This window comes from Vibrio sp. 10N.261.52.A1 (genome assembly GCF_002876325.1).
In the GTDB taxonomy this organism is placed as follows: Bacteria; Pseudomonadota; Gammaproteobacteria; order Enterobacterales; family Vibrionaceae; genus Vibrio; species Vibrio chagasii.
In genome coordinates, this window is sequence record NZ_MCYD01000618.1 from 1 (window position 1) to 13664 (window position 13664).

At 43.9% G+C, this 13664-nt stretch carries 5 protein-coding genes; 2 read left to right on the forward strand and 3 right to left on the reverse strand.

Features of this window, described 5'->3' with window-relative positions; translation table 11 throughout:
- Window positions 1-89: 89 nt before the first annotated feature.
- Window positions 90-2939, forward strand: a complete 2850-nt coding sequence (locus tag BCT81_RS10955; protein WP_198596880.1) for a glycosyl hydrolase family 18 protein — start codon at window positions 90-92, stop codon at window positions 2937-2939.
- 532 nt (window positions 2940-3471) lie between these two features.
- Here BCT81_RS10955 and BCT81_RS10960 read toward each other — a convergent pair.
- Window positions 3472-5046, reverse strand: a complete 1575-nt coding sequence (locus BCT81_RS10960) for an EAL domain-containing protein (RefSeq protein WP_102424240.1) — start codon at window positions 5044-5046, stop codon at window positions 3472-3474.
- A 643-nt stretch (window positions 5047-5689) separates the two neighbouring features.
- Between BCT81_RS10960 and BCT81_RS10965 the strand changes: the two genes are divergently transcribed.
- Entirely contained in the window at window positions 5690-9979 is a 4290-nt protein-coding gene (locus tag BCT81_RS10965; RefSeq protein ID WP_102424242.1) for a beta-prism lectin domain-containing protein, read from the forward strand.
- Window positions 9980-10016: 37 nt separating this feature from the next.
- Here the strand turns inward: BCT81_RS10965 and BCT81_RS10970 are convergent, their stop codons facing one another.
- Both BCT81_RS10970 and BCT81_RS10975 read right to left on the reverse strand, forming a co-directional pair.
- A complete protein-coding gene (locus BCT81_RS10970; RefSeq protein ID WP_102424244.1) occupies window positions 10017-11195 on the reverse strand; it encodes a YbfB/YjiJ family MFS transporter in 1179 nt (392 codons plus the stop codon).
- Window positions 11196-11217: 22 nt separating this feature from the next.
- Window positions 11218-12990 (reverse strand): FAD/NAD(P)-binding protein, encoded by a 1773-nt coding sequence (locus BCT81_RS10975; protein ID WP_102424246.1) that lies wholly within the window; start codon window positions 12988-12990, stop codon window positions 11218-11220.
- Window positions 12991-13664: the final 674 nt, after the last annotated feature.

Here is a 13664-nt window from a genome sequence, read left to right on the forward strand (position 1 = left end):
ACTTTTGTCATCTTAATAATTAGGTGAGGCTCGCTAGCGCGATAAAAGATTTAAATTAAAAATACAAGGATATAAGGAATATGGACAGAATGGGAAAAAAAGTCGCTAGCTTTCTTTTTATAACAAGTGGGGTGTTGTTTGTTAACGGTGCTGCTGCAGAAATTAGCGCGGTACAAGGCGTATCAAATGCGCAAGAAATGCCTATTCATGACTTTAATATTGAGGTGATTGATTGGTTCGTAAGCGCTGAGCAAGAACAGTTGCAAGAGATTTGTTTATACAAGTCTGACAATTGGGAGGTTAGGCCTGAGATGACAGCAGAAAATGCCCTCGTATGTGCACAAGGAGCTGACATTATGGGAGTAGATGAAACAGGAGCAGGGAAAGTCACTTTGACTGTCCCTGAAAGTCAGCTGACGGTGAATGAAACCTTCTACCTTTTTGCAACTGCTAGAGACGGCCATAATACCAATTTTGAGTACAGTCCTTCTGCTGGTTGGGCTTGGTTTAAAGCGGTCGCGAGCGAACAAGAAGAAGGTAAAGAGAGCGCGGATTTCAATTACGACACCAGTGTTAGCGGGTTAACTAAGCAAAAATCCGCTGCAGATTCCTCTCCAATAGTCAAAAACAGTGGCAACACACTGAAAACTGGCGGCTATTTATCTGACTGGGCGCAGTATGAACGAAAATTTCAATTGAGTGATATTGCACCGAGTAGCTATGATGAAGTCATTTACTCATTTTTTGGGATCTGTGGAGATCGAGCCACGGCAGGTGGCACCGTTGGTTCAACTGAGAAGTCTAAATTAGTGCAATTGTCATGTGAGTCATTAGGTAAACCTGAAGGGGCGGTGGTTTCTTTAGACCATTGGGGCTCATTTCAAACCGCTGGAGCGTTTGATCCTGGTTATCAACATAGTGATCTTTATGAAGGGCAACTCACCCAAGAAAAGTGGCAACGTCTAAATGCCGATAATGTTCGTGGTTTATTTGGGGAACTCATTAAACTCAAGAGAGAAAATACTCAGGTCGATATCGGACTGAGTATTGGTGGATGGACCTTATCGGAGCCCTATCACAGGGTCGCGGCATCACCGGAGCTCAGTCAAAATTTCGCAAATTCTCTTATTGAGCTCTTGGACAAGTTTACGGTCGGTAACCGCCCTTTATTTACTTCGTTAGACATTGACTGGGAATTCCCCGGGCACGGTGGGGAAAGTGGAGCCTTTACACCAGAAGACGGTGATAACTTTGTGGCCTTATTAAGAGTGCTCCGTAATACGTTGGATGATAATGACTATCAAGACATTCAGATCTCCTCAGCCGTTGGGGCGACAACCGCTTATATTGAAGCTATCGGCAGAGATAATTATAAGGCACTTGGAGGCTCAGACGGACTGCTTGATAAAATCTACCTCATGAATTATGACTATTGGGGCTCTTTTGATATTGGGTTAGGCCATCAAAGTAATTTGTTTGGTCAGTCAGTGATAGCCAGTTCTCTAACCGGGGTTAATAGCGCGGATAAGGCCATCAAGTTGCTGACCTCGTATGGTGTCGATAAGTCAAAAATTATGCTGGGTGTCGCCAACTATGCTCGTGGTAAGCAAGGAAAGCTCTTGGTCGACGGTAAACCGTTTGAAGCAACAGACATAACTAAGACGAATGTATTTGGGACGCATGAAGATACGGTTGTAGAAGGATACGACTTATTTGGCAACATGGCCGGTCAAGATCTAAGAGGTGATAATGGGTTTAACTTGTATACCGATTATGACAATAACGCGGATTATTACTACAACAAGAACACAGGGGTGTATTACTCCATTGACACGCCTCGAACTGCGGCAATGAAAGCCAAATATGCGAAAGACAATGGATTAAGAGGGACTTTCGTATGGACAATTGAGCAAGATTATAAGGGCATTACGATTGATTCAATGAATCAAGCGTATGGCAACGAATTGTTGGGTTCAAATAGCTTTTCTCCTACTCAAATTCAGTCGTTTACTGAAACTTGTGGAGTTAATCTAACCCATACTGAGTGTACAGCTCTATTAAGTCAGGGGGGACCTACAGTATATCTATATGAAGACGGAGATTTTGGTGGCTATGAAATTCCTCTTTTTGAAGGAGAGTATACCCAGTCTGAATTGATGGCTTTAGGAATGCACAATGATGATCTCAGTTCAATCAGAGTTCGCGAAGGTTATACCGCTAGAATTTATGAGAATGGTGACTTTTCTGGTTGGTCGAAAGAATTCACCCAAGATACGCCTTGGGTGGGGGATTTTGAAAATAATAAGACTTCTTCGATAAAAATCATGAAAAATAATACGCTTACTAAAGTGAAATTGATTGCCGGAGAATCACTGAAACCTGTTGGTGGAGAGGTTGTTAAAGTAAAAGTTCAAGAGACCGATGGTCTTGTGCATGACATCAGTGTGCCACTTTCTGAATATTGGACGCGCTCTTATCGTTGGCCGATGGCTGTAGCTAAAGCGATTAATGCTGTGGGCATTGAAAATGTCCAAGCGGGGGAAATGAATTCAGCAGGAAATGTATCTCCTATCGCATCGGCATGGAGAAACTTTGTATATGCCCCTAATGGGACATCGGTCAGTATTGAGCTCAGTTCTGTTACTAAGGTAAAAACAATTGTTGGTGGAGAGTTGAATCCTGTTGGTGGAGATATTATTGAAGTAAAAGTTCAAAAGGCAGATGGCGTAATACATGACATCAGTGTGCCAGTTTCCGAATATTGGACGCGCTCTTATCGTTGGCCGATGGCTGTAGCTAAAGCGATTAATGCTGCGGGCATTGAAAATGTCCAAGCGGGGGAAATGAATTCAGCAGGAAATGTATCTCCTATCGCATCGGCATGGAGAAACTTTGTATATGCCCCTAATGGGACTTCTGTAAGTCTTGCGCTTAAATAGGTCGATATAGATATGTAACAGAGTAACCAATGAGCTTTGTGGCTCAAGTTCTTGGGAGCTTGTTTTTAGAGTGGCTCCCAAGCTTTATTTTTTAAGTTTCGACAGTTTCGTTGTTTTATATCTTTGGTTTGAGCTTCAAGGTTTGCCCCTCTCGATAGTACCTTTCAAGCACACAAAGCCCTTTTTCATAACTATTGGGGTCGAATTTGGGGCCAGTAACTAAGTCGGGTTCATGTGACGTTCGATCTGCAACCAGGGAACGAAAGTTAAGCTGTGAGGCCAACGTAGTCAGTATGAATCGACATGAAGGGGGCCAAAAGGGTTTTCTGACGATGCGTAAGACGGGAACGGTTCGTTACCTCGGAAGGGGATCTTGGTTGAGTACTTTAAATAATGGATACCAAAAAAGAGCAAAGAGCTTGGTTATATTCTTTGCTTCCCACGTGTTCGTTTGGTGGACTCCAATAAGCTTAGTTTAGCCCTAGCAACTTCCTCTTCTCGTAGTTGAATAAGGGCAAGTTTTGTGACGTTTTTAGCCGCTCCCCTCACTAACCAGCTCCTGAGTATAACCATAATCTAAAGCCCAGCGATGGAGATCTTCAATCGACATAGGTTTGGCGTAATAGTAACCTTGATGTTGAAAGACGCCTCTTAATAAAAGCCCTTTAGCTTCGAGTTTGTTTTCAACCCCTTCTGCTACCAGATTGAGTTCTAATTGTTTAGCCATCTCAATATACCCATCGAGAACAGCGGATCTTCCTTCATCGATGGAGCGTGTAAACATTTTGTCTATCTTGATAGTGTCAATATCGAAGTAATGCAAATAGGAGTTTCCTCCATAACCGGTGCCCGCATCGTCAAGGCTTATTTTAAGTCCTAATGTTTTCAGTAAAGCAATGCGCTGACTGGCAAGCGCTAAATTTTCAATCGGTTGGCGTTCTGTTAATTCAAGCGTCAGTTTTGAGTAGTCGTGCTGGAAACGCTTTAAATAGTAGTAAAAATCGTCATTTTGTAGGTGTAGAGGAGTGATATTGACACTGCAATAAAACTCGTCGTTCTGATTCATCAAAGACGATAAGTCGTGGTAGATGGTTGTAATGAGGTTTTCTGTTGTCGAAATAATATCCCCACTTTGCTCTAGATAATGGATGAACTTGCTCGGAGCGATGACTCGGCCATCTGAAGGTCGCCATCGGAGTAAAGCTTCGACACCGAGCATTTTACCGGTTTGGGCGTCGACGATGGGTTGATAATAGGGGAAAAACTGGGCTTCTCGAACCGCTTTTTGAAGAGCAATTTCTTTTTTTGCGTGCCAATAGGAAACCCATAACCAAAGGATGGTGAGTGAAATCATAAAGAGTAAAGTGGTAACTGGCCACAAGTTTTGCTTAAACTTCGAGAGCACTCGTGAGGTAGAGACCGAGGATTCAAAGGTAAGAGGCAGATAGTTTGAAGCAACAGAGTTTGAATACAGACGATCGCTCTCGGGCATACTACCTATTTCAAGGATAGTGTAATTTTCTTTTGGTAAAGATAAACGAATAGAGCGTTGATGGTCTAAATCATTTTCAAGAAAAAGGTATTCGGTGCGTAATGGAAAGAGGGAACCATATTGTCCATTCGAACCGTATAGATAGGGGGGATGTTTTGGGGCGGTGGAGAGAGAAACAATCGCTAAACGCCACATTTCCCCTTTTAATTGTGTATTGAGTAAATTCTTAAAATTACGTTGTTCAAATTGCTCAACGCCGAAAGGAGAGCAATAAGTATAGGGGTTCTGCTTATCAAGATTAACGATAGGTATCGACATAAGTAGATGCGACACATAAAGCTTTTCTAACTGCTCGATAGTGTCAGTTGAGCATTCTCCACTCACCCTACTAGCGTCGGAAAGAGTGGGTTTTTCAAGACCATACTTAATCGCAACAGAAACGATTTGATCGAGGTAGTCGACATCATGCTTAATTTCATTGTGAACTTGATAAAGACTAGTTGCTAATGAAGCCAATAGGCTAACCAACAGGGCTAATAACAGAACAGCACTATTATAGACCCATCTAGGGTGGGGGCTGAATAAGAGGTTTAACCAAGGTTGTCTGTATCGCATGCTTAACTCTTTATAATTATAAACCAAACGTCTTGTGTTGAGTCGCGAAATTTAATTATGCGGTTGAATTCATGTTTGTTTCTATAAAAATCACAGTTGTTAAAAGGTTAATTCTAAAAGTGGAAAGCTGATCACTTTTTGGAGGCAACAGAGTTTTTTCTTAAAACTAGAGGCAATAAGGGCTTGTCCCCACAGTATTGTTTTGTGGGTTGACTGCCTTCCAATAAGTATCATATCTACGAGAGTAGGTTTGTTTATAATGGATGACTATAACAGTACTTTCTCTCTATAGACGTAATGAGGAAGGACTGTTTTCTTAGAGTTAAATCTATCTTGCAGAGCTACCACGTTTTACCATTTTGGTTAACGCTGACCACCTCGCTCCCTTCTAGGTCAGAATTGTAACGGTTTGACTCATTCCGCCTCTCACCAAATACGGCCTTATTTGGCGGTATCTGTGTTGGTATTAGGAAGTCAATGAGTCGATTCGAAGGACGCTTGCGATAAAATTAAGATTTACGATAGAGAGGCATATTTATGTATAAATTATGTCTCTCTATTTATTTGGTGCCCTATCCTATCCTCAGCAGATTAATCACCCTACTTTTCTTTTGTTTGAGGGGGGTATACGTTGGGTAGGCATATGGTTATTGAACGCAGATTTCTCTTAGGGACAAAGACGTTTCTTGGGCTACTGGGGATATTTTTGGGGGTATTCAGCCCCATTTCTTCAGCGTTTCAGCCTCCAAATGAACGGTTTTCCCACTATGAGTTTGGTCGAACTGATGCCAAATACGCGGTCAATATTGAGATGAGTAAGCTCAATTGGTTGGCAATTCGTCACGGGGCCGCGATTGACGGATTTGTTTACACCTATGACGCTGAAGAAACAATCTATCGGATCGGTGGCGAGGGTGGCATCATTTCATCCTTAAACCTCGATGATTTAAATAAGATGGTCATATATAGTGGCTATTTTTATTGGGGAAGTACTGAAGAACGCTCGATAGTAAAAATCGAAGTTCACTATAATAACGGAGATAAAAAATCCTTTGGCCGCTCTGACTCTGCATCCAACATTGTTAAATATGAACACGAGATTCAATCAGATTTAATCAGTATCTCACTCTGGTCTGATGGCTGGCTTATTGATGGCCTCAGATTTAATTACCCTCGGTTAGACAGTGCTTCTCCAAGTGACGATTTTGCAGAAAATTTTCCTCAGTTAAAAATTAAAAGAGCACTCAGTCAGGTTGGAGAGGGGTTTCTGTATGCTGTGATGCCGACCTCAAAACGAATTGGTTTATTGACCTACGACGGGACAACAACCATTGATGTGCCAACCCAGGAGCTAGATTATGAGCGGTTGACCATCCTAGAGTGTGGGAGTCGCGACGGTTTTGTTCCCCGCCCAGCAGTGCGGAACCATGAAAACGTATTAGGTTTCACTGGCTATGAGAGCATCGATGACTCATGCCATTTGGCCCAAAACAGTGAGTTTAAATGGTTTGCAGGCAATTTATCGGCGCTCAACTCGTGGTATTCGGACAGCTTACAAGGGGAGCCTCAATGTTACTCTATCGATGGAAAGCGCTGCATCACCCCACTTGATTACACCCAGCAGCACGAGATTACTAATCCTTTCATTTTGCAAAACATGGGAACCAATGCCAATCGGATTGCGGGATATCTTAGCAACATCAATCAATTAATTCTTAAATTCGATGGGAATCTTCAAGGGACAGGAACCTTAGCGAGTCTAGTGCTACCCGAAGCCTTCGAACAGACTATGACCTATTCCGTATCAAATAATTCACAAGCTTATATACAGGCTTTAGCATCTAACGGGCAAGCCCTGTTCATCCCACCAGGAACAAGTGCGGGTGAGACTTACACACATCGTTCATCTATCGAACAAGGCAAGCGCGTCATTGTGGATGTTAGCTTGACGGAGTCACCAGTGACAGTCTATTTACCCAACGGGAAAGTCCATCGAGTTTCGACTGGCGATAGGAAAATCTGGACCTTCCTTGGCGGTGAGTGGTTTGAGGAAGGACGTAATATTAATGACTATCCAGACATTGTCCGTCGTGCTCGGCCCGTCACTTGCAATCAAACCTTAATCGATATACCCGGGCACTGGTGTGCCAAAGCGGCCTCATTGGGACAAACATTCCGCCACCAGACAGTGCAAGCCAACATCGACGCGACATTGAGCAATATGGAGACCCTTTTCACGACGATGGAAGCCTATGAAGCGAAAAGGATTAAAGATATTTACCTACCGCGCATCGCGTCCTTACAAAAACGGGTCGGTAGTAAAAAACGTGATAAGAGGGAGCAATGCGCGTGGTCGTGGATATGGTGGATGGCGGTAGCCTGCGGTGTCACTTCCAGTGAGTATAATGATTTACGGGATGCACTCGATGATCTCAATAAAGAGTATGAAGCGACGTTAGCGTCATCTCGGGAAAAAGTGCAATTGGCGCGTGGAAGTCGTTGGCATAAATTGCATGAAACATGGGCACAAAATGATAGAACGCATTTTGTGGGGCTACTTCAGGAAGAAAGTCAAACCTTAGATACTCTTAAAACACTCAAAGCGGGCTACGATAAAAGCGCGCAACAAGCCAAAACGGATTATCAGGCTGCAATAGCGAAGTACCTTAATGAAGCCAGTCCGGATCATATTCTGCTGAAGACGCTTGAAGATCTGCCACTGGTTGGCCCGGAAATCAAACACATTGTTGATTATGCTCATCACCCTTCCGCAAAGAATCTCAGACGCATGTTATTGGGGCTAGCGGGTCCAGTGGGAGAAGCAGTCGAAGGGGTGGTTGAGCTCACCACTGAACCAGGGGCGTTAAATCAAAAGGAAATAAAGTTTCTGACCGACGTGCTGAGCGATTTAAGTAACGATTCGACGATTGGCGAAGCCTTACAAGACATTGTCTCCGATGCCATCAATGATTTAGGTGATGAGGTGATTGAGAGTATTCGTCAAGTAGGCTTGTGGCGAGATAAACCGGGGGAAGTCAATCTTATCCAGTCGGATTATAAAAATCTGGTTGACTGGCGTTCCCAAGCTCAACGTATTAACTATGACTTCTGGCAAGGCGACAGTGAGCAGGAAATCAATGTCCAGCAAAAGTTTACGCCTCAGAATAGCAACTTCGTCTCGTTCTTAGCCGCCCCGACGGCCTTTGATTCGAATTCTCTGACGGAGATTGAGTATGCGAGTGGCGGCAGCCTCTTCGCCACAAAACTGGCGAACATTTTCAATCATTCCTTTGGAAAAGGATATGAAGAAGTGGTGAAATCCAACCCTGCTTATGCATCATGGACACGCGATCAGGTCACTAATGAACTGTATAAAGTGATTGCCGACCCCGCATATTACCAGCAGCGTCAACCTTATTGGGTCGATTCTACCGCCATAGGTAAGCGTCCTGCTGGTCTGGTGTTTACCGAACAACACGCGATGATCGTTATCAACTCTGATTTGGTGTCTCGCAATAGTGCAGACTTTTATAAATTTTATTTCGAAGAGTTGGGGCACCTAGTCAATTGGTGGCGGTGTAAGGTTTTTGAGGTTAACGTCAGTCAGTGCCAGTCACTGGGAGATGTAGGGGCGCGTTTCAGGGATGCGGTTTTGATTGACCCATCGCTCCAGACTGCCACGTTGCCGTCTTTGTTGGCTGACTTACCTCAGCATCCGAATGTGGACAAACAGACAATACAATTTTCTGACAACAGCTTTGCGACGCTAGAGGGTTGGCCGGACTACTACACTGTCAATGATCATATTGGGGGGGCTGGCAAATTTTCCTGGCTATTGCGCTTAGGGCTGGATGTGACAAGTCAGGAGCTCAAGGGGTTGGTTGATGTGTTTGAGCTGGAAGTGATTATCAATGCCCCAAGCCCTGCGCTAAAAGGCAACCCGTGGAAAAAATCGGCTAACGGCTACTGCAAAACCGATACTGACACGGACTGTAATGTGCCGACAATGTGGATGTCAGTGGCTTTCCGAGATGCATTAAAGGTGGTCAGCGGGAGTATGCCACAGTTTAAAGACGCGAAGGTATCACAAGCCGGCTTTGATCTGTTGCCAATGCTGGTGAGAAAGCATGGCGGTAAACTGCCATTTCAGCCCTCGTCGGTCAACAGTACCGACTGGCGCTACATGGGCTCACACGACATCTATTACAAAAAATTTACCGGTAGTCTGGTCGCAAGGCTGAATTTGTGGAAAACGCAAAAAGTGATGAGGGGTAAAACGGCAGGCACGACTTTCAAACCAGAGATCTCATTAAAGGCGGTCCCTGCCTCTGGAAGTTATGTGGTTGAAATTGCGACCAAGGATAAAGACGATTTTGCGGCTTGGTTGGCCGGCGATATCGTCTCTGCAGTGGCGGGGTGCGCTGTCGGCTTTGCGGTGGGAGTGATAGCCGAAACAGATCCAGTGACGCTGTGTCATGTTATGTCAGATCTCACCGAAGCGGTAGAGACGGCTTTTCAGGGATTGGACAAGCGTCCGACCATGTTCTTCGAAGCCAACGGCAATATCAACTTACCGGTTTCGCTCGAATATCGATACGCGACAAGCGGTGATAAGCTCCGCAGGAGAACCGCAACAGTAGCCCCTTCAGGGCGAGTCCAATACAGCGCAGAGGGACAGGGACGAGCCCAATCTTTGGAGGGAGAGGTGTCTGGCTCTATCCCAGAAGAAGACATCAGTCACAATCGGGTAAGTGTCACCACCAATCCGCAGATTTCTTCTTTTCGAACCAAAGCTGGGAAAGCTTTCTCTAAACTGGGGGCTAGGTCGATTAACCCTGTTGGGGTTTTTCGATTTAGGATTGGCTTTGATTATGCCGAAAAGGTCATGCAGAAAGGAGAGTACGCTTTACCTTCTGCCGTGATAGAGGATTAAGAGCGATTTCTTTGCTCATCATTCATTTGAGCAAAGCTTATGATTGCTTTTTGGTTGAGGTCAATGCAATGCAGGCTATCGATAACATGAGTGCACTCGTACTGATTATAAATAGGACGTTATAGCTAGTGAGTTGTGGGGCATAATGAGCCATCACAACGGCACCTACGCCTTGCGAAAGAGCAAAAGCCATTGTCATGGCCCCCCAATATTTCGTATGGAGCTGTGTCCCAACAATTTCTAAGGTGTAAGTTGATACGAGTGTTACGATACCAGGGGTAAACATACCAACGAGTAGAGATGAAGCAAAAAGTGCAATCATATTGGCACTGAGCAAGGGAAGTGCTACCCCTATCGCTTTACACGAAAAGGCCACCAATAGTGCTTTTTTAAGTCCGAACTTATCACCAAATATACCAGTCACGATGGGGCCAACCGCCGCTCCTATACCAAATACTGCCCAATAAAAACCACCGATCGCGAACCCCATTCCTATCTCACGAACAATATAATCGACCCAAAAAAGAGAATGCGGTAGGTAACCAATGGCGTTGAAGGTATAAGCTAAAAATACGCAGCTAATACTGACATACTCATACTTAGATAAGGACTTCAATCTCGAGGGACTTTGAACGCCGTGATTTGGTTTAACCTCGAGAGGCCATGTGTTCCATGTTAAGACCGTCGCGAGGAAAGCGATCGCTCCTATACCAAGCCATGCGCTTTCGACATTTAGAGAGATAAGCAGAGGTGTGAACGTGCCTGAAATCATCGCACCCAGACCAATTCCTGAAAATACGACACCACTGACTCTTGCTTTCATCTCTTGGGGGTGCAGACGAACAATCATGGGTGGGACGAGTACCATAAGAACGGCTCCCGATATTCCAGCGATGGTTCTCCATGTCAAAAACCATTCAAAGGGAGCAGAATTCAAAGCACACCCAAGGTAACTAAAGCTACTTAATACCAGAGAGGCGCGTATGAGTGTGGCTATGGAATAATATGTCTGTAAAAAACTGGAAGCAGGGGCCCCTAAGATATAACCAATGAGCGTTGCAGCGCCAAGAATGGAGGCCTCTTCACTTGAGAACCAGCGGTTCTGGATGAGGACAGGCATTAAAGCTATGTAGGCAAAGCGCCCAATGCCATTCCCGACCAATATTGCAGCTAGTCCTGCAAAAGAGGTACGGTTTAAAAGTTTAACGGGTGACATCTTGTTCATCTTAAGGCTGGGCCTAAGACAACTGGTTAAAGAGAGCCTGGACCGACCGACCTGCGTCGACAATCGCTGTAGAATTAACACCGGGTCTAGGTATGATAAAGGTGTAAAATTTATTGCCTTCTGTCGGAATACCCAGTGCCCAAATGTTATTTTGCTCGTTTCCGTTTGCATCGATAACATTCATGTTTGGTGTTACATCAATACCACCAGGATGATAATTTCCATTGAAGTAAAGCCTTGTATATTGTTTAGCTAAAAGGTTTTTCCAGAGCTCAGTCCCATCGTCTCTCGGGCTGTGTATAGGGATCTTTGCATGAATTTTTATGTTGGCTTGTTCTTGCAGTCCAGGCCACACCGTTGATTTAAGAGTGATCAAGTTTGTATTCGAACAATGCCTAACTTCTGGCGAAGGACCAAGATGTAACTTAAGTACACCGCTTTTTAGCAAAGCGACCATCTCTTCTATTCTTTCTTTTGGCGGACCGACGGCGATCCGGTTCATTAAAGGTATAAACACAGAATCAACCCAACGATGTGATTCTTCCGTCAGGCCTTTAAAGTCGATAACACCTCGAATGAGATCTCTTAAGTCACGTAATACGTCACTAGCCGATTTTATTGGGCTACTGAGGTTCCCTTTTTTAGCTTCTTTAATATCGGCTTCAAGGTAATCTATCAGCCATGCAATATAAACGTCCGGAGACGCAAGCGCGTCGCTTGGAAGTGGCGCGGCAAGTTTCTCCCAACTAAACCTATCTTCAATCGAAATGGTTTTCGCAACGAGCACTTTCTGTTCATTCGGTCGTGAGTATAGAAGCTGGTTACAGAATTTTTGGGCCGCAATAAGCCCTTTCTTTTGGCTTAGGTAACTTTCGTAGTACGCATACTCCATGTCTTTTATAAAACTGACGTCTCCTCGCTCTCTAAAGCTGGCGACCTTCTCATGGGTTAGAAACTTAGCCTGGTACTGCTTAGATGTTCCTTTTTGGTTTTCCGCTCTTCCGGACAAAGGCAGCCCAGAGCGTGAATAGGCGATGATCTTGGGCTCATTTCCAGACGGTAAATATTGAAGGCAACCTGTTTGAGGACGGATGAATTCCCCGCCACGTCCAATCGACAGCTCGGCCAGAATGTCGCAAGCCGTCAAGCCGAGCCCTTGGAGAGCGACCGTGTGATTTGAAGTAATATTTTTTAGTTTTTCTTTTATTGGGTATGGATTAAAAATTTCTTGGCCAGTATCAGGATTGATGTCTTTGGCTTTCGTATGCCCTGTAGTTAAGTAGAGGTATTCAACATTGGTAATGATGCTTCGGTCATCAAGCAAATTCCAAGAATGATCAGCCAACTTGGTAATATCAATAATTTCAGAAGGGACATAGTCGATCGTGATATGTGAAAAAGACATATCAACAAGGTAGTGAAAGACCCAATTCAAATACTCACCAAATAGAGCACGAGAATAGTATTCGTTCGGTAAGATTGTTTTAGGACTTAACTCATCTTTTGGTCTTTCGCATAACCATTGATAAAAAGTCGGTCCTGAAATTACATTTTTGGCTTCACTTACACTCTCATCGGCGAACATCGTTATTTGAGAGCTGACGGTATTGACGAGTAAGTGATTCGGTTGTTTGACATCATGACACCCGGAGCCTGGAAGGTTTGGGTCAAATACTGTTATATCTAATGGTTGATGAGGGGTATCTATTGAGAGGGCGATGATACGCTCTAAAACGCTGAGTCCTCGAGGGCCAATACCAATGATGCCAATCGTATGATTTTTCATAAGGAGCCTTGATGATCTTTGTCTGGTGTTAATGTGTAAATACCAAAGGTGTAAAATAGGTTCATAAAGGCTCTCTCAGATCATGCTGTGATTATCCATAATTACTTAATTTAGAGTGGCGATATCATCAGTAATGATTAGCTACGTACGCTTATTCACCTTCGTTCAGGTTGCTGAGCTTGAGAGCGCGGGGGGCTCGACGCAGATGGTCGTTGACTAACATCCACCCAACAAACGCAGAAATAGGCCAGATGATTTTAAATGCCTCATTCACCGTCACGTGTCTGAAATAATGCCACCTCTTGTGACGTTGTCACGAGATTGAGGTCGAAAAGTCCGCTTTTTTTTAAAAACTGGCTGAATGGAAAGCAAGTATTCTCAAGTATTTATTTAATTGAAACTGTTGATTTTTTAATCGTTTTTCTGACGTTCCTATCGAGTCATCAATCATTTCGAGATGCTTTTCTCTTCTTCTAACCCACAAGGTCTTCAGGCTAACAGCGTAAAAAGAGAAACACATCGAACTAATACTAATTTATGATCCCTAAACGTGAATTACCCTCTGACGCTTATGAATTGAAACGTAAATCAGAGCGTTCAGTTTTTCATTCACTTTATTAATTCTCTTCAATTGGCCCTATTTAATATCACACCGAAAACTCTTAAAATTAATT

Bases quoted from the DNA above. Each gene is read 5' to 3' on its own strand.
- BCT81_RS10955 (WP_198596880.1), top strand. From the start codon at position 90: ATGGGAAAAAAAGTCGCTAGCTTTCTTTTTATAACAAGTGGGGTGTTG.
- BCT81_RS10960 (WP_102424240.1), bottom strand. From the start codon at position 5,046: ATGCGATACAGACAACCTTGGTTAAACCTCTTATTCAGCCCCCACCCT.
- BCT81_RS10965 (WP_102424242.1), top strand. From the start codon at position 5,690: ATGGTTATTGAACGCAGATTTCTCTTAGGGACAAAGACGTTTCTTGGG.
- BCT81_RS10970 (WP_102424244.1), bottom strand. From the start codon at position 11,195: ATGTCACCCGTTAAACTTTTAAACCGTACCTCTTTTGCAGGACTAGCT.
- BCT81_RS10975 (WP_102424246.1), bottom strand. From the start codon at position 12,990: ATGAAAAATCATACGATTGGCATCATTGGTATTGGCCCTCGAGGACTC.